Annotated in this window: 16 protein-coding genes; 5 read left to right on the forward strand and 11 right to left on the reverse strand. The window is 43.1% G+C overall.

The genetic code is table 11. The features are described 5' to 3' along the window. Positions 1-28: 28 nt before the first annotated feature. The 3 genes from fahA to hppD all read right to left on the reverse strand — a co-directional run bounded on the left by fahA (position 29) and on the right by hppD (position 3,857). On the reverse strand, positions 29-1,249 hold the full coding sequence (fahA, locus tag ACFSJE_RS13375) for a fumarylacetoacetase (RefSeq protein ID WP_379831470.1): 1,221 nt from the start codon (positions 1,247-1,249) through the stop codon (positions 29-31). A 238-nt stretch (positions 1,250-1,487) separates the two neighbouring features. Then, positions 1,488-2,645: a homogentisate 1,2-dioxygenase gene (locus tag ACFSJE_RS13380; RefSeq protein WP_379831471.1), complete on the reverse strand. Its 1,158-nt coding sequence runs from the start codon at positions 2,643-2,645 to the stop codon at positions 1,488-1,490. A gap of 78 nt (positions 2,646-2,723) precedes the next feature. Then, on the reverse strand, positions 2,724-3,857 hold the full coding sequence (hppD, locus tag ACFSJE_RS13385; RefSeq protein WP_379831472.1) for a 4-hydroxyphenylpyruvate dioxygenase: 1,134 nt from the start codon (positions 3,855-3,857) through the stop codon (positions 2,724-2,726). Between the two features lie 178 nt (positions 3,858-4,035). Here hppD and ACFSJE_RS13390 point away from each other — a divergent pair, with 178 nt between their 5' ends. Next, positions 4,036-4,485 carry a MarR family winged helix-turn-helix transcriptional regulator gene (locus ACFSJE_RS13390; RefSeq protein WP_379831473.1) on the forward strand — a complete coding sequence of 150 codons (450 nt, stop codon included), beginning with the start codon at positions 4,036-4,038 and terminating at the stop codon, positions 4,483-4,485. Between the two features lie 55 nt (positions 4,486-4,540). Here ACFSJE_RS13390 and ACFSJE_RS13395 read toward each other — a convergent pair whose 3' ends face one another. Both ACFSJE_RS13395 and ACFSJE_RS13400 read right to left on the reverse strand, forming a co-directional pair. Continuing rightward, positions 4,541-6,220, reverse strand: a complete 1,680-nt coding sequence (locus ACFSJE_RS13395) for a sulfatase family protein (protein ID WP_379831474.1) — start codon at positions 6,218-6,220, stop codon at positions 4,541-4,543. Positions 6,221-6,397: 177 nt separating this feature from the next. Beyond that, positions 6,398-7,144, reverse strand: a complete 747-nt coding sequence (locus ACFSJE_RS13400) for a sulfite exporter TauE/SafE family protein (RefSeq protein ID WP_379831475.1) — start codon at positions 7,142-7,144, stop codon at positions 6,398-6,400. Positions 7,145-7,350: 206 nt separating this feature from the next. On the opposite strand from ACFSJE_RS13400, the gene ACFSJE_RS13405 reads away from it, so the two are divergent. Beyond that, positions 7,351-7,914: a hypothetical protein gene (locus ACFSJE_RS13405; protein ID WP_379831476.1), complete on the forward strand. Its 564-nt coding sequence runs from the start codon at positions 7,351-7,353 to the stop codon at positions 7,912-7,914. 28 nt (positions 7,915-7,942) lie between these two features. Here the strand turns inward: ACFSJE_RS13405 and ACFSJE_RS13410 are convergent, their stop codons facing one another. From ACFSJE_RS13410 to ACFSJE_RS13435, 6 genes are all read right to left on the reverse strand, one after another. Continuing rightward, positions 7,943-8,608 carry a hypothetical protein gene (locus ACFSJE_RS13410; protein ID WP_379831477.1) on the reverse strand — a complete coding sequence of 222 codons (666 nt, stop codon included), beginning with the start codon at positions 8,606-8,608 and terminating at the stop codon, positions 7,943-7,945. Positions 8,609-8,727: 119 nt separating this feature from the next. Next, entirely contained in the window at positions 8,728-9,321 is a 594-nt protein-coding gene (locus ACFSJE_RS13415) for an SET domain-containing protein (RefSeq protein ID WP_379831478.1), read from the reverse strand. Positions 9,322-9,457: 136 nt separating this feature from the next. Next, positions 9,458-9,904 (reverse strand): DinB family protein, encoded by a 447-nt coding sequence (locus ACFSJE_RS13420; RefSeq protein ID WP_379831479.1) that lies wholly within the window; start codon positions 9,902-9,904, stop codon positions 9,458-9,460. 16 nt (positions 9,905-9,920) lie between these two features. Next, complete coding sequence (locus tag ACFSJE_RS13425; RefSeq protein WP_379831480.1) at positions 9,921-10,202, reverse strand: thioredoxin family protein; 282 nt, start codon at positions 10,200-10,202, stop codon at positions 9,921-9,923. 25 nt (positions 10,203-10,227) lie between these two features. Further along, the gene (gene polA, locus ACFSJE_RS13430) at positions 10,228-13,062 is read right to left on the reverse strand and encodes a DNA polymerase I (protein WP_379831481.1); all 2,835 of its coding nucleotides are present in this window, start codon (positions 13,060-13,062) and stop codon (positions 10,228-10,230) included. Between the two features lie 140 nt (positions 13,063-13,202). Further along, positions 13,203-14,201 carry an isoaspartyl peptidase/L-asparaginase family protein gene (locus tag ACFSJE_RS13435; protein ID WP_379831482.1) on the reverse strand — a complete coding sequence of 333 codons (999 nt, stop codon included), beginning with the start codon at positions 14,199-14,201 and terminating at the stop codon, positions 13,203-13,205. Between the two features lie 41 nt (positions 14,202-14,242). Here ACFSJE_RS13435 and ACFSJE_RS13440 point away from each other — a divergent pair, with 41 nt between their 5' ends. The 3 genes from ACFSJE_RS13440 (at position 14,243) to ACFSJE_RS13450 (ending at position 16,634) form a co-directional block, all read left to right on the forward strand. Further along, on the forward strand, positions 14,243-14,962 hold the full coding sequence (locus ACFSJE_RS13440) for a copper homeostasis protein CutC (RefSeq protein WP_379831483.1): 720 nt from the start codon (positions 14,243-14,245) through the stop codon (positions 14,960-14,962). A gap of 55 nt (positions 14,963-15,017) precedes the next feature. Further along, positions 15,018-16,250, forward strand: coding sequence for a metallophosphoesterase (locus ACFSJE_RS13445; protein ID WP_379831484.1), 1,233 nt, complete (start codon positions 15,018-15,020; stop codon positions 16,248-16,250). Between the two features lie 87 nt (positions 16,251-16,337). Beyond that, positions 16,338-16,634 carry a thioredoxin family protein gene (locus tag ACFSJE_RS13450; protein ID WP_036382448.1) on the forward strand — a complete coding sequence of 99 codons (297 nt, stop codon included), beginning with the start codon at positions 16,338-16,340 and terminating at the stop codon, positions 16,632-16,634. Positions 16,635-16,642 lie beyond the last annotated feature (8 nt).

Raw genomic sequence — 16,642 nt, forward strand, 5'->3', positions numbered from 1 at the left:
TAGTTTCGACTTCGCTCAACTACACAAGTTATTTCGTGGGAAGCACTTTTGTGGTCACTTCACCAAATCCGACTCTAATATCGTCATTTTGGGCATAACCCTTTAGGGTTACCGTGTCTCCGTCCTCAATAAATTTTCGTTCGGTGCCATCGTTTAGTTTGATGGGTTTGGAGCCTCCCCATGACAGTTCCAGCATAGAGCCAAAGCTATTTTCCTCTTTTCCTGAAATAGTTCCGGACGCCATCATATCACCTACATTGAGGTTGCATCCGTTTACGGTATGATGCGCCAATTGTTGACTCATATTCCAATACATATGCTTGAAATTGCTCTGGCAAACGGTGGTTTCTTCGCCAGAATCGGGGGTAATGCTTACCTCAAGATTGATGTTATAATTCTTATCACCTTCAAATTGCAGATAAGGCAGTACTTCGGGTTCTTGTGTTGGGCCTTTTATTCGGAAGGGTTCCAAAGCATCCAACGTAACCACCCATGGTGAGATGGATGATGCAAAATTCTTGGCCAAGAAGGGGCCGAGTGGTACATATTCCCATTTTTGAATATCGCGGGCAGACCAATCATTGAACAACACCAACCCGAAGATGTAGTCCTCGGCTTCCCTTGTCGAAACTGATTCACCTAATTTAGTATCCTTTCCGCAGATAAAACCTATTTCAAGTTCAAAATCCAAACGCTTGGTAGGACCAAAAATGGGAGAATCAGCACCCTTCGGCATGGTTTGACCTTCGGGTCGGTGAATGGGTTGTCCGCTCACGATGATGGAACTTGCCCTGCCATGATACCCGACGGGAATATGCTTCCAGTTGGGCAAAAGAGCATTTTCGGGGTCGCGGAACATTTTCCCAACATTGGTGGCATGCTCCAAGCTGGAATAAAAATCGGTATAATCGCCAATGGAGACCGGCATGTGCATTTGGGCTTCACTCTGCTTTACAAGAAGTTCGGGTTTGCCTGCCAAGACGGAATTGTCATCCTTTAACCAAAACTGAATCTTTTTGCGAACCCGTGAGGTGATTTCCTTGCCCAACGAAATAAAATCGTTCAAGGTGTCTTTCTCCAATAAGGCGGTGTTGAAATCAAACACATCCAATTCGGCCACAGCTGCCAAATCGAGGATATGTTCTCCCACTGCAACGCCCACTCTGGGACTTCTGTCTTTGGTGGAAAAAATCCCAAAGGGAATATTGTGAATCGAAAAATCTGAGTTTTCGGGGATATCTATGATCATCTACTTGCTAATATGACATTCCCTTGAAAAAGGGAATCTATCTGTACTTTTATATTGTATAATACTTCGACTCCGCTCAGCATACGCTTGAAATCCTTTACCTTTAGTCATTTCGAAATGAGCAAAGCGATTGAGAAATCTAAGATCGAGATTTCTCACTTTGATTTCGACTGCGCCTGTCTGCCGACAGAGGCAGGCTCAATCTGACAGTTCGAAATGACATTTAAATCCATAAATTCTACTCCAACCACGATTTGTAATACTTGCCATCATCAATTTTGAGGGCGTTTTCGGTGACCTTTAATGGCTTGAAGGTGTCAATCATCACGGCCAATTCCTCGGTCTCTTTTTTGCCGATACTGCCCTCGTAGGTGCCTGGATGCGGTCCATGGGGAATTCCCGCGGGATGTAATGAAATATACCCGGGTCCAATTCCTGTTCGACTCATAAAATCCCCATCCACGTAGTACAGCACTTCATCCGAATCTATGTTGGAATGGTTATAGGGTGCTGGAATCGCTTTCGGATGATAATCGTAGAGTCGGGGGCAGAATGAACATACCACAAATGCACCTGTCTCAAAAGTTTGGTGTACTGGTGGCGGTTGATGAACACGTCCGGTAATCGGTTCAAAATTATGGATGGAGAATCCGTAAGGGAAATTGTAACCATCCCAACCAATTACATCAAAAGGATGCGTAGCATAAACCAATTGGTGTAACATGCCCTGCTTTTTGATTTTCATCAAAAATTCCCCCTTTTCATCAAAAGTTTGAAGGTCCTGCGGCAATTTGTAATCCCGTTCGCAGAAAGGGGAGTGCTCCAAAAGCTGTCCAAACCAATTGCGATAGCGTTTTGGGGTATAAATCGGATGAAAAGATTCGGCATACAAAATCCGGTTGTCCTCCGTATCAAATTCAATTTGATAAATCATTCCACGCGGAATGATAAGATAATCCCCATATTCAAATGGAATATTACCCAGAAAGGTTTTTAAGGTTCCTGAGCCTTTGTGGATAAAAAGCATTTCATCCGCATCGGCATTTTTATAGAAATAATTGGTGAGGGATTTTCTGGGAGCAGCCAATCCTACATGAACGTCATTGTTCACCAAAAGGGGCTCGCGTGCTTCCAAAAAATCATCCTTTGGAGCCACATCAAAACCGATGAACTTTCGACTGGTGATGTTCTTTTCCACCGCAATTTTTGGGCTCACATCCAAAGCCTTCCCTATTTCCTTGACCTGCGTGGGCCGATGGACATGATAGGAAAGCGAAGACATCCCATCAAATCCGATGGTTCCGAAAAGTTGCTCGTAGTAGAGCCCGCCGTTCGGTTTTTCGAATTGGGTATGCCGTTTTTGCGGAATTTTCCCGAGTTTATGATAGATAGGCATCTTTTTAAATTTTAAGTTATCAGTTTTAAATTTTAAATGAATAAAACTTAAAACTCCACCTTTAACACTTACAATTGATTAATGCAATGTGCCTCGAAGCTCTTGCTCGCGCTCAATGGCTTCGAACAGTGCCTTAAAGTTACCTTTTCCAAATGATTGTGCACCCTTTCGTTGAATGATTTCGAAGAACATGGTAGGTCTGGGTTCCACAGGTTTAGTGAAAATTTGTAACAAATAGCCTTCATCATCGCGGTCTACGAGAATGCCAAGTTCTTTAAGGGGAGCAATATCCTCGTCAATTTCCCCAACGCGGTCCGAAACGGCATCATAATAGGTTTCGGGAACGCGTAAAAATTCAATTCCTCGACTTCTTAAATCACGAACGGTTTTGATGATGTCATCTGTGGCTACTGCGATGTGTTGAACGCCTTCTCCTTCATAAAAATCGAGGTATTCTTCGACTTGGGATTTTTTCTTGCCTTCGGCCGGTTCATTTATAGGGAATTTAATGCGTCCGTTGCCGTTGCTCATCACTTTGCTCATCAAAGCCGTGTATTCCGTTGAAATATCATTGTCGTCAAAGGACAAGATATTTTTGAAGCCCAATACGTCCTCATAAAAATTTACCCAGTGGTTCATTTTATTCCAACCCACATTACCCACCATGTGGTCGACATACCGCAGTCCGGTAGAAGAGGGGTTGAATTCTGGAGTTTCCCATTTTATAAAGCCTGGAAGGAATACGCCTTCATAGTTTTTACGTTCCACAAAGATATGGACGGTCTCACCGTAGGTGTAGATGCCAGAACGGACAATTTTTCCGTGGGCATCCTCCTCTGTTTTGGGTTTCATATAGGATTTGGCTCCTCTTTCAATAGCAGCGTTATAGGCGTAAGTGGCATCATCTACCCAAAGGGCCACCACTTTTACACCATCCCCATGCTTATCGATATGTTCCCCTATCTCAGTACCGCTTTTAAGGGGTGAGGTAAGCACCAATCGAATCTTATCCTGCACCACCACATAGCTTTCACGGTCTTTTAAACCCGTCTGCAATCCGGCGTAGGCCAGTGACTGAAATCCAAATGCGGTCTTGTAAAAGTGGGCCGCTTGTTTGGAATTACCGACGTACAATTCAATATAGTCCGTGCCATTGATAGGCATGAAGTCTTCCGTTTTGCTGGATGATTTTGGCATTAGTGCAGTGTCCATTTCAGTATATTTTTATGTGTTGTTCGAAATAATTGTTGTTTATGCAACAAAAATAGTTTTTTTTGGATCACGACCATGATTTTTGCACCTAATTTTGGGTTAAAATTGACATAGTTGATTGGTATGCAACCGAATGTCTTCCAAAATGAATCGCTATTTTTGCGGGAACCATTTGCACATGCTCAACCACATAGATGAAATACAGGGGATAGGACTGCACCTTGATTTGGTGCTCCGCAAAATCCAAAATGCCTATCTGCGGGCCTTTGAAGAATTGAACGTGGAAATGACCATTGAGCAGTGGGTTATTCTACATCGCATTTATGAGTTGGGGGACGAGGCCAGCCAGCGGGATATTGTTCAGAGCAATTTTCGTAACCGGGCCACCACTTCACGGGTAATCGGTGGATTGGAACGTAAGGGCTGGGTGAGTAAGACCCGTTTTGAAGGTGACCAAAAACGGTTTAAACTGGAATTGACCCAACAAGGTCAGGATGTAATTGATTTGGTGATGCCCAAGGCGCTTCAGTTGAGAAAACTGGCTGTTAAAAACCTTCAACCTTCGGAGTTCGCTACCTTCTTGTCCGTCTTGGACCAGGTGGGAGAAAATTATACCCTAGAAGACTGATTTTGTGTTCTGGAAAATATCCAAAAGCTAGCTTATCATATAATTGGGATACTTTTCAGGGTTTAAAGTTGATGGTATCACTTCGCTCATAACCAATGCGATGGGCAACGATTTCAATTTCTTGTCCAGAGAAGAGCTGAATTGGTTCCTTATATATTTTCCATGGTCCTTCCGAAGTGAACCGATATCCCATTGATGCTCCTTTTGTGCTGCATGATATACTTAACACCCCATTTGTAAACTCTGTTTCAGGGGCGGCAGTCAAAGGTTGTTCTTGATTGGGCCAAAAACTTTCAATGAGTTCTTTCTCTGGTCGTAATCCGGTATCCCCAATTTTTTCGGTCCATTCCTTGCACGCCTGTCTCATTTTTTTCAATTGCTCTTGGTATGCTGGATTTTTGGCTAGATTGTTTAGCTCGTGGGGATCATTCTCCAAGTCGTAGAGTTCTTCCTCCGGTTTTGGATAAGCGAACCACAAGGCTTGTTCGGGGGTCAATTGATTTTGGTCTTTCAATCGAAGCAACTCCTGCATAATGGGCATCTGTTTCCGATAGGCTACGTCTGAATAAACTGGTTTGTCCAATTCATAATTCTTTATGTACTTGAATCTCTTGTCCCTAACGGAACGCATATGATCGGTAAGCTCATCGAAACGGTCCGCGGCACCAAAGGCATATTCAGGTTCTTCGGTTCGCATAAACGGACCCAAAAACGCCTTTCCCTCCATATAATTTGGAGGTTCAATTCCTGCCAATGAAAGTACGGTAGGGGCCAAATCGATAAAACTAATGATTCGGTCATCCCTAAGGCCGTAGAATTCCCCATTTGGAAAGCGGATGATCATGGGGACTTTTAATCCACTATCGTACAACAACCTTTTTTGTCTGGGCAATGGACCTCCATGGTCGGTATACCACACTACAATGGTACTGTCCATGAGGCCATCCGATTTTAACTCCTCAAGAATTTGACCTGTTTTGTGGTCCATTTCCAAAATGTTGGAGTACATACGCCTTATGTCTTTTTTGCCAATTTCTGTATCCGGAAGATAAGGGGGCACGTCGACCTCCAGATCTTCATCGACCCAAAGTGAATCTTTTGCTTTTGACCAAATTCTGGATTCATGGGTGACCTCAATATTAAAAACAGAAAAGAATGGCGTGTTGCCTGGTCTATTTCTCCAATGTGCGTTATCGCTGCTTTCATCCCAAGCAGTCATTGTTTTTCTGAACTGATAATCTTCTTTTTTGTTATTGGTGCAATAGTATCCGGCATTACGAAGGTATTCTGTGAACATTTTCACTTCTGCGGGTGGAACGGCCTCATAATTTATATTTTCGACCGGTTTGTATACGTAATTCTTGATTACTTCATCAGAAACAGTGTCGCTGAACCAAGGCCCTGTCCGCATATGGCTGGCCCCAATGCTGTTGGCGTACATACCTGTAATGATGGATGCGCGAGCAGGAGAACACACAGGATGGGCGGTGAAAAAGTTATCGTAGCAAACTCCTTCAGCGGCCAATTCGCTTAGAGCAGGGGTAACAATGGTGCTATCACCAAAAGCAGGAATGTATGGACTCAGGTCTTCGGCGACAATCCATACGATATTGGGTTTAAAATCTAAATGGGGATTAATACGTTTTTGGGGCTTATTTTGACTTGCTTGTTTTTCGGAATTTTTACAACCCAGAAATAAGGCAATAAGTGCAAAACAGTATAAAATTCTTTTCATGGGTATAATTTAATGAGCTTTTTTCTGCAAATGATAATCCTTAAACCTGTATAAAGAAGGAGGGTTTAAAACTACAAATGATACCGAAGCGCCCTTCTTGCCAGTATCAAAGCAAGAGAATATGATGGATTCGCTTAACACTTTAGGGTGAATGAAGATGAAATACTATTCATAGCACTAACTAATTTTATCCCAATGCTTTATGGTAAGTTGAATGATAGTGGCCAGTCCAATCAGTAGCACAAAAAGCAGACTCAATTTTCGGAATCGCTCTTGTGGAATATAGTTCAGAATCCTTTTGCCCAAATAGGTGCCTATCAGTCCAATCGCAAACAGAAAGGGAAGATAGGTTAGTTCCTGCTTTCCGATATACCCATTTTCATAGTAGACGAAGGTTCGAGAGAAATCAATCAAAAAATCGATAAAGGCCGAAGTGGCGATAAAGGCATTCTTCTCCAGATTGAAGGCGGCCATCGTCAAACCCCGAATAGCGCCACCTGTGCCCAACAATCCCGCTGAAAAACCCGAAAGCGTACCTCCAATAATGGCATTCTTTTTATTGGGAAGGACCACAACTTCACTTTTGATCAAGAAAAACAGACTGAAAATCACCAAGAACACCCCTAAAACGATGGTCAGCAGAAGCCCGTCCACAATTTTTGATAAAAATCCGCCAATGATCACAAACAGAACCGAAGGTGCTCCAATGTACAGCAGCAATTTTTTGTCCAACCCCTTTTTAAACAGAAATATCTTGCTCACGTTGCTGGACAAGTGAAAAATGGCTGTCATACCGAGTACGGAGTAAAAATCAAAATAAAAATTGCCGATAGGCACAAAAAAAACCGAAGACCCAAAACCGCCAATGGTACCAATGATTTCTGCCAACAGGGCCAGCAGCAAAAAGATATAGTTGATTTTCATAAACGCATTAAGAAAAGGAAAAGGTACTGTTTTTACCGGATTCTCTATTCATGTGGGAATGTCGAATCTTTATTTGTGACATTTTAACCTAAAATTACCATAAAACGGATATCTATGATAAAATAGCATAGAAACTGGTGAATTTTATAGAAGCACAGGTAGGAAATCAGCCCCAATTTTGCAGTGTATAATTAAATATACGTGTTATGGAAAAAAAGAAAATATATCCGAATATGTGGCAAACCGTTCCTTTTTCATTTGATCTTCTGAATCAGATTGAAAATAAGGAAAAAGCTGTCCAAGAATTGATTTTGAAAAACGAAGCAGCAACCGAGCTCAATGTCTCAGACATGGTGCTGAGCATCACCAAGTTTTCTGCGTTCGATGTTGAGGGCAATGAACATATTGTTGCCAATTTCCCTGGGCAAACCGCGGTTACCCTGAAAGGGATTTCATCCGGCCAGTTTTTGCGCTCCAAAGATGTGGTTTCCCTTCCTGAAGGAAAATACAGCACCCTTCGCTTTTATTTAGCGAAACAAGGGAACCAATTTAAATATTGGGATGGTGTGCAAGAGTCGGCCGACCACTTTGGCAGTCTTGACTTTACCATTGAAAATGGACTTCAGATTGAAGGAAATGAGGCGCCAGAGGTAAAATTGTGGTTTGATTTTGTTCCTTACCAGTGGAGCAGCCACTTTAAACCCTTTTTGGACCTATTTAAAGGAAATAAGAACCCAAGACCCCGATTGGCGAACAGTTTCGGGAATTAATATAGCTATGAAAAGAAAGGAAAGGCACCTATTTAGGTGCCTTTTTTTTATTGGTTTTGGGCCTAAGTTTTACGTTCCAATAGGTAATGTATAGGGTTCCCAATAGGGTGGGTGCAATCCATACCACTACTGACCCAATATTGATGGCTGTGACCAAAAAAGCGGTTACGGAAGCAATCAGAGCTCCTACCATTCGACCCAAATGGCTGGTAAGCCAAGCATTTTTATTTTGTGAAAATGTTTTGAATGTCTTGAAATCTCCCAATGTTAGGAACAATCCAAATCCGCCAAAAAAGGCATATAGTATAGCATTTGGGAGCTCTTTAAAAAATCCTTGTGCCCCAATGGAAATCATGATAATCGAAGCGGCCAGCATTAAACCCGAAATGGACTTATCCAATAAGGTGGCTTTTGTCTTGTATCTGCTATTAAAGGTAAGTGCTCGGTTTCCGGCCAATACCAAATAAGTGGTGAAAAGTCCAATAAGCAGTAAAAACTGATTTTTGTGGTTGGGCATTTGTGATATCACCAAGGCAATGGATGAACTGGTTAGCATGGAATAGGTGAAAATCCTGCCCATTTTTTTGTGCAGTTCGCTTCCTTTTTTGACGCTGATGCTCCCAATACCCGAGAGTAAACCTACCCCACCAAAGAAGGCATGGATATAGATCAAAATCTTAATGGTTGGTTCCATTTTTGATTGGTTGTGGTTCTAAACCAAAACTAGTATTTCAACCTGAGATTGATATGTACAAATAGCCGAACCGTTATTTTATTGCGATGGACTGTTCAAAAGAGCTCTGATTTGCAAGTTTATACATTGTTTTCGTCGTAAAAATTGGAGAGAATGGATTCCAATTCCTCTTTTCCTGCAATAATGCCCTCAACCCTATTCCATAACCATTCTGTGAGCAAAGGTCGTAGCGGTTGCTGCAATTTGGTAATGTTTCCAAAGACCTTTTCAATTTTTTTGTCCCAAACCTTATAATATTTCTGGAGGTCATCTGGATATACAATTTTTCTTCGGGTGCCCTCATCAGCTGCCCTAAAGGGCAGCGGAATATTGAGGTAACCGTAATCATCCGTCAACTGTTCCCCTGGCTGGATGTCACGAATGGCAATTTCAAAATCGTAGGCAGTGGTAAGGCAATTGGAGTTGAAACTGTGGTTCACATACCGGCCATTGTCCCAACAAAGGATGTAATTTCCCTTATTGTTCCGAAAGGTGTAGGTGTCCAAAATGTTTTGGTAGGTGGGGTCCATTTGTTGCAGTTCCAAAGGGGTGAACTCACGGTCCAACTGGTCCAGTACCCAGGTAATGGTGCCTGCGGGAATAAACTTGGTAGCGACTACACCGTAGCCAATTTCATTGCTGATAAAACGTAATTCTGTATCGGGATGAATCATTCTATACCTATTGAATTTTTAATTGAAGGTATAAAATAGTTCAATCCGTTGATGGAAATTTTAGAGGTACACAATAGTGCTGATGCAACGATTAAAGTTGTTGTATATCAGTTAGTTGAAATAAGGAATATCTGAATTAGCTATCAAGCAATCTTCTGTGGTAGTTCACTTGCCCAAGATGATAATTGAGATGGGTAACCAAATGAATCAAAGTGTATCCCATTTCCGTGGGTTTGTCCCAAATTTGGATGGGGAAATCATCAGCCAATTGTTCCTCAGTTAAATTGGTAAGTCCCTTCTCAACGGTTAAAATAGTCTCTTCAAGTTGGTTTATGAGTGTTTGCCTGGGAATGTTTGTCGCAGAAAACTCCAAATCCCGTTGTCTCACATAGTCGGTCTTTGCCAGTCCAACACCAATAAAGGCGTTGAGGTTCCCTATGATATGCAAGCATAAATTACCAGCTGAATTGGTAATGGATTTCTCGGTTCGCCAAAGATTTTCTTCCGAAGTATACAGTTGCACTTCATTTTTCAGCTTTTCCAAATCTCTTTTAAAGAGTGATTGTAATGCGGTAATGGTCATTGTACATATCTTTAAGTTATAATTGACTCAGTCGCTTAAGTTTTTCTAAAATTTCATAAACTGAAAAACTTCGGGCAAAGCGGTACATTTCCTTATCGCCTTGCTTTATTATGACTACCGGAAGGGTGAAAACCATGGATTGTCCTGTAAATTCCACTTCCTCCTCCACATACACCACCCGAATGTTGACTTTTGAAAAATTTTCCTGAACAGCCTCAAGTAACTTTGGTTTGAGCACCTTGCAGACCCCGCAGGTTTTACTGGTAAAAAACAGGAGTTCAATGTCTTGTGTTTCCATTTTTGGAAGTATGCCGTGAATATTACTAATGCGCCTCCAACCAATTTTCGCCAATACCCACTTCCACATCCAAGGGGACGGAAAGTTTGTAGGCGTTTTCCATTTCAGATTTAATGAGTTTTTTCATTTCCTCCAACTCGGGTTTGTAGCAATCGAACACCAATTCATCATGTACCTGCAAGAGCATCTTGGTCTTGTATTTTCCTTCGGAAAGCTTTTTGTGGATGTTGATCATCGCAATCTTGATGATGTCCGCAGCACTTCCCTGGATGGGGGCGTTCACGGCGTTTCGCTCTGCAGCTCCACGCACCACCTGGTTCCCTGCATTGATATCCTTTAAATAGCGACGACGTCCCAAAATGGTCTGTACATAGCCATGGTCTCGGGCAAAATCGATTTGCTCACTGATGTAATTCCGCAGTTTGGGATAGGTTTTGTAATAGGTGTCGATAAGGTCCTTTGCCTCGGTACGACTCAAATCTGTTTGGTTGCTCAATCCAAAGGCTGATACCCCATAAATAATCCCAAAATTCACCGTTTTGGCATTGCTACGTTGTTCACGTGTCACCTCCTCAATCGGTACATTGAATACCTTGGAGGCTGTGGAAGCGTGAATGTCCTCCCCATGTTTAAAAGCGGAAATCATGGTATCTTCCTCACTCAAAGCCGCAATAATGCGCAATTCTATCTGGGAGTAATCCGCAGCGAGCAACACGTAGTTTTCATCCCGAGGAATAAAGGCCTTTCGCACTTGCCGACCGCGCTCGGTTCGGATGGGAATGTTCTGAAGGTTGGGATTGTTACTGCTCAATCGGCCAGTGGCGGCTACGGTTTGCATGTAATCCGTATGCACCCGACCGCTGTGTTTTTGTACCTCGTTCGGCAAGGCATCCACATAAGTGCTCTTCAATTTGGAAAGTCCGCGGTAATCCAACACATTTTGAATGATCTCGTGGTCCTTGGCCAAATAAGAAAGCACGTCTTCTGCCGTAGAATATTGACCTGTTTTTGTTTTTTTTGGCTTGTCCACCAATTTCAATTTTTCAAAAAGGATATCGCCCAATTGTTTGGGTGAGGCAATGTTGAATTCTTCCCCAGCCTGCTCGTAAATTTTTTGTTCCAAGTCTTTGATGTCCTTATCCAGAGCGGTGGAGAGGTCCTTTAGGAAATCCTCATCCAAATTGATGCCCTCCCGTTCCATATCGGCGAGTACCCGGAGTAGGGGAACCTCAATTTCCTCAAACAGTTTGTCGGTATGGGTTTCTTTGAGTTCCGGAGCAAAATGCTGCGCCAACTGAAAGGTGACATCAGCATCCTCCACGGCATATTCCGTTTGTTTTTCTACAGGAACCTGCCGCATGTTCAATTGGTTCTTTCCTTTTTTGCCGATAAGTTCCGTAATGGAAACCGGGGTGTAATTGAGGTAGATTTCCGAAAGCACGTCCATATTGTGGCGCATATCGGGATTGATGAGGTAATGGGCCAGCATGGTGTCAAATAGCTTGCCTTTGACCTCTACGCCGTAATTGGCCATCACTTTGATGTCATACTTGAGATTTTGCCCAATTTTTTCGATGTTTTCCGCCTCAAAGAAGGGGCGTAGCTTTTCAATAAGGGGCATGGCATCGTTTTTTGTTTCGGGGAAGGGCACGTAAAATCCCTTTCCTGCTTCCCAACTGAACGCAATACCGACCAATTCGGCTTCCAATGGGTTGATGGAGGTGGTCTCCGTATCAAAACAAACTGAGGTCTGCTTCATCAAATTTTCCAAAAAGAGCTCCATGGCAAAGCCAGCTTGCACTGTTTGATAAAAATGCTGGACATCGGCAATCGTTTTTCGGCCACTCATATCTTTTATCGTCGCGGCAGCTTCGGTAGGGTCGCCCCCAAAAAGGGTAAACTGCCCACTTCCGGCAACTTTGGCCTCTTGCTTGGCGGTTTCAGTACTCGTCACTGGGGTGCTGGGTTCCGCTTCACCGGAAAACAACTTAATGAACTGTTCCTTCAACCTTCGAAATTCGAGTTCCTCAAAGATTTCTTGGACTTTCTCGGCATCGGGTGGGCACATTTCATAGTCTTCGGCATGGAATTGTACATCACAGTCAATTTTGATCTCGGCCAATTGACGTGAAAGTCGACCCAACTCGGCATTTTCTTCCACTTTTTCCTTCATTTTGCCTTTCAGCTTGTCCGTATTGCTCAGCAATCCTTCCAATGAACCAAAATCCTCCAGAAACTTTTTAGCGGTTTTATCTCCTACACCAGGTAAACCGGGAATATTATCACTAGCATCGCCCATCATTCCCAGATAGTCTATGACCTGCTCTGGACGTTCCACTCCAAAGCGTTTTTGCACTTCGGGAATGCCCCAAATCTCGATACCGTTGCCCAATCGAGCGGGACGGTACATGAAAATATTTTCTGAAACCAATTGCCCGAAATCCTTGTCAGGGGTCACCATGAACACTTTGTAGTTTTCTTTTTCGGCCTGTTTGGCCAAGGTACCGATAAGGTCATCGGCCTCATAACCGGCCAGCTCCACTACGGGAATTTTCATGGCTTTGAGAATATCTTGAATATACGGAACGGCAATGCGGATGGCATCTGGTGTTTCATCCCGATTGGCTTTATAGTCTTCAAAAAGTTCAGTACGCTCCACACTACCCCCTTTGTCAAATGCTACGGCTAAATGGTCGGGCTGTTCCCGCTTGATGACATCAAAAAGGGAATTCATGAACCCCATGATGGCGGAAGTGTCCATTCCTTTGGAATTGATTCGTGGATTCTTGATGAGGGCATAGTACCCGCGGAAAATCAAAGCGTAAGCATCAAGGAGAAAAAGGCGTTTTTGTTCAGACATGTTGTTCAGTTAGCAATTAACAATTATCAATTAACAGTTTTCAATGGGCAGGATTTAAAAGTACGAATTGCAGGGCAAAAAGAATCAAGTTCAGGTTCAAGAATCAAGAGTCAAGGGTCAAGACATTCTTGTTCTTGGTTCTAACTGTAAAAACTTTTCACTTGTCGGTTTTCATGGCCTTTTTCGCTGTATTCGCGGTAGGTAAATCCGGGATGTACACAGTACCCGCCGGTTTCCCCATTCTTATTGATGGCCAAAAAACCGATTTGGAAATCTTCCCGACCTTCATTTTTCTTCATGATGCGTTTTACGCCTTCTTCACAGGCTTCTTGTGGACTTTTTCCTTGTCGCATTAATTCCACAATCAGAAAACTTCCCACGGTACGGATGACCTCTTCGCCCACCCCGGTGGCGGTTGCTCCACCCACTTCATTATCCACATACAACCCCGCTCCAATAATTGGGGAGTCCCCAACACGACCCACGACTTTGTAGGCCATACCACTGGTAGTGCAAGCTCCAGAAATATCGCCATTGGCATCTATGGCCAACATTCCGATGGTATCGTGGTTTTCTATATTGATGGTAGTCTCGTACTTTGAGGTTTTCAACCACTCTTGGTATTGTTTTCGAGTGCTCTCCGTTAAGAGGTCTTCTTTTTCAAAACCTTGTTCGTACGCAAATTTTTCAGCTCCCTTACCAGCCAAAATAATGTGTGGGGTTTCTTCCATCACCTTGCGTGCTACGGAAACGGGATGCACAATATTTTGAAGGTAGACCACGGAACCGCAATTGCCATCTTTGTCCATGATGCAGGCATCCAAGGTGACATTTCCGTCACGGTCTGGCCGACCGCCCTTGCCTACGGTTTCGTTGGTTTCGTCCGCTTCTTCCACCATAACGCCTTGTTCCACGGCATCCAATGCATTACCCCCTTTACTCAATACTTCCCATGCCTTGCTGGTGGCATTATGGAAATTCCAGGTACAGACCACAATGGGTTTAATGGTTTCTGAAGAAGTTGGGGCCAACGTATTTTCTTCTGTTTTGTTTTCTGTCTTGCAAGAGGCTAGGGCAGAGGCTGATACAATTCCAACGGTGGTTAGGCTGGAATTTTTAAGGAATTTGCGTCGCTTCATGGAAAGGGATGTTTACTTTTAAGGGTGATAAATATAGCAATATGCTTGTAGAAGTTTGTGCCAATTCCTTGGAATCGGCATTGAATGCCCAAAGTGCGGGTGCAGACCGGATAGAACTTTGTTCCGAGTTGGGAGTAGGGGGCATAACACCTTCCATGGGGTTGATACAATTGGTGAAAGAGCGATTGAATATTCCAGTTCATGTGCTTATTCGTCCACGTAGTGGACATTTTCATTATTCCATTTCAGAGTTTGAAGTGATGAAGGCCGATATTTTGGCGTGTAAACAGATGGGGGTAGATGGGATAGTTTCAGGAATGTTGCACAATGATTTTTCTGTGGATGTGGAAGGAACCCGTGAGTTGGTAGAATTGTCAAAGCCGATGCATTTTACGTTTCATCGCGCTTTTGATTGGGTGGAGGACCCAATTACAAGTTTTGAAGTGCTTGAAACACTGGGTGTAGCAACTATTTTAACTTCGGGAGGAAATCCATCAGCGGCGGATGCCATTGAAAGACTGAAAAAATGGCAAGAGCAGACTTCCATAACGCTAATGGCTGGGGGCGGTATCAATCTCGATAATGCCAGGATCTTTAAAGAAGCTGGACTCAAGGCGCTGCATTTATCGGGAACTACCTTTGGAAATCCGGTTGACATCAAGGGGAAAATCAGCATGAATTCTACCAAACATTTGGTGGAACATCAGGTGGGAATCACCAATACGTTGTTGGTTCAAAGTGTGGTGCAGGCCGTTAAATAAATCCAAAAACCCTACTTTTTAGAAGATTAGCGATAATTTTGCAAAAAGAAATTGCATGTCTCGTCTTATCATTTTAGGAATCTTGTATTCGGTTTTGGCCATCTATGGGTTCCAAGCTTTTAGAACCTTATTCCGAAGTCCATGGATGCATTGGGCCTATGGTATCCTCTTTTTAGGCGCACTTGTTTTTCTGGTTGTCAAAGTAATGACCTTGCAGGCCAATGATGGTTTTAGGGGGACTGTGGCCGTTGCTGGTGGAATTTTCGCAGCATTTTTTATGTTGGCTTTAGTATTGGGTTTCTTTCTGTTATTGGAAGATTTGATTCGCCTTTTGGGGTTTGGCTATAACAAGATAGCTACCTGGTCCAGCGAAGAAGCTACACACTTTCCTTCTCGTAGAAAATTCATCAGTGCATTGGCACTTGGATTGGCTAGTTTGCCATTTGGGGCCATGTTGTATGGCATGTACCGTGGTAAATACAATTATCAGGTGCTGAAGTATGAGTTGGAGTTTGATGACCTACCCGATGCTTTTCACAACTATCAGATTACCCAGATTTCCGATGTACACAGTGGAAGCTTTGACGACTATAATAAGGTATCGTACGGGGTTGACCTGATCAACGAACAACAAAGTGATGTAATTTTCTTTACTGGGGATTTGGTCAATAACAAATCGGATGAGATGCACCCTTGGAAAGATGTTTTTTCCCGTTTGGAGGCCAAAGACGGAAAATTTTCAATCTTGGGTAACCACGATTATGGAGATTATGCTTCATGGCCAACTGAAGAGGCTAAGGCCCAGAACTTGGAAGACCTGAAGAACCTTCAACGCGATATGGGCTTCGACCTCATGTTGAACACCAATCGCTATTTGGAAAAAGATGGTCAAAAAATAGCTTTGCTTGGGGTAGAGAACTGGGGACGTGGCGGATTTAAAAAGGCGGGAGACCTCGGAAAAGCCAAGGAAGGGATACATAAAGACGACTTTAAAATTTTGTTGAGCCATGACCCTTCACATTGGGAAGATGTGGTGCTGCAGGATGATTACCATTTTCACCTGACTTTGAGTGGACATACCCATGGAATGCAGTTTGGCGTAGAGATTCCCGGATGGGTAAAATGGAGCCCGGCCAAATGGCGCTACAAATACTGGGCTGGAATTTATAAGGAATTAGATCAGTTCATCAATGTGAACCGTGGGTTTGGATTTATCGGTTACCCGGGTCGTTTTGGAATCTGGCCCGAAATCTCCGTGATTACATTAAAGAAGAAAGGTTTAACGTGAATTTAACGAGACTCAATATCGTAAAGCGTTGGCTTGATGTAAAACTTTAACAATTTTTCTTACTTTTGGCTGTAAACCAGAGAATACATGTCTAAGTTTGGTGAACTTATAGATTTAAAAGTCCCTGTTTTGTTGGACTTTTATGCAGAGTGGAACGAACAGTCCACCTCAATGCACCCTGTTTTGCGTGACGTTGCTGCGGCTCTCGGCGATAAGGGAAAAGTGATAAAAATAGATGTGGATAAGAACAAAGAGCTTTCCCAAGCACTTCGTATTAAAGGATTGCCCACACTAATGATTTATAAGAAAGGTGAAATGGTCTGGCGACAGAGCGGCGAACAAGACGCCAATACGCTGATCGGCATCTTAAACGAATATATTTAAAGCGAGGT

Origin of the sequence: Flagellimonas iocasae (genome assembly GCF_042682725.1) — a bacterium.
Taxonomy (GTDB): domain Bacteria; phylum Bacteroidota; class Bacteroidia; order Flavobacteriales; family Flavobacteriaceae; genus Flagellimonas; species Flagellimonas iocasae.

Bases quoted from the DNA above. Each gene is read 5' to 3' on its own strand.
- ACFSJE_RS13435 (WP_379831482.1), bottom strand. From the start codon at position 14,201: ATGAAGCGACGCAAATTCCTTAAAAATTCCAGCCTAACCACCGTTGGA.
- ACFSJE_RS13450 (WP_036382448.1), top strand. From the start codon at position 16,338: ATGTCTAAGTTTGGTGAACTTATAGATTTAAAAGTCCCTGTTTTGTTG.
- ACFSJE_RS13395 (WP_379831474.1), bottom strand. From the start codon at position 6,220: ATGAAAAGAATTTTATACTGTTTTGCACTTATTGCCTTATTTCTGGGT.
- ACFSJE_RS13425 (WP_379831480.1), bottom strand. From the start codon at position 10,202: ATGGAAACACAAGACATTGAACTCCTGTTTTTTACCAGTAAAACCTGC.
- polA (WP_379831481.1), bottom strand. From the start codon at position 13,062: ATGTCTGAACAAAAACGCCTTTTTCTCCTTGATGCTTACGCTTTGATT.
- ACFSJE_RS13445 (WP_379831484.1), top strand. From the start codon at position 15,018: ATGTCTCGTCTTATCATTTTAGGAATCTTGTATTCGGTTTTGGCCATC.
- ACFSJE_RS13390 (WP_379831473.1), top strand. From the start codon at position 4,036: ATGCTCAACCACATAGATGAAATACAGGGGATAGGACTGCACCTTGAT.
- hppD (WP_379831472.1), bottom strand. From the start codon at position 3,857: ATGGACACTGCACTAATGCCAAAATCATCCAGCAAAACGGAAGACTTC.
- ACFSJE_RS13415 (WP_379831478.1), bottom strand. From the start codon at position 9,321: ATGATTCATCCCGATACAGAATTACGTTTTATCAGCAATGAAATTGGC.
- fahA (WP_379831470.1), bottom strand. From the start codon at position 1,249: ATGATCATAGATATCCCCGAAAACTCAGATTTTTCGATTCACAATATT.
- ACFSJE_RS13410 (WP_379831477.1), bottom strand. From the start codon at position 8,608: ATGGAACCAACCATTAAGATTTTGATCTATATCCATGCCTTCTTTGGT.
- ACFSJE_RS13420 (WP_379831479.1), bottom strand. From the start codon at position 9,904: ATGACCATTACCGCATTACAATCACTCTTTAAAAGAGATTTGGAAAAG.
- ACFSJE_RS13440 (WP_379831483.1), top strand. From the start codon at position 14,243: ATGCTTGTAGAAGTTTGTGCCAATTCCTTGGAATCGGCATTGAATGCC.
- ACFSJE_RS13380 (WP_379831471.1), bottom strand. From the start codon at position 2,645: ATGCCTATCTATCATAAACTCGGGAAAATTCCGCAAAAACGGCATACC.
- ACFSJE_RS13400 (WP_379831475.1), bottom strand. From the start codon at position 7,144: ATGAAAATCAACTATATCTTTTTGCTGCTGGCCCTGTTGGCAGAAATC.
- ACFSJE_RS13405 (WP_379831476.1), top strand. From the start codon at position 7,351: ATGGAAAAAAAGAAAATATATCCGAATATGTGGCAAACCGTTCCTTTT.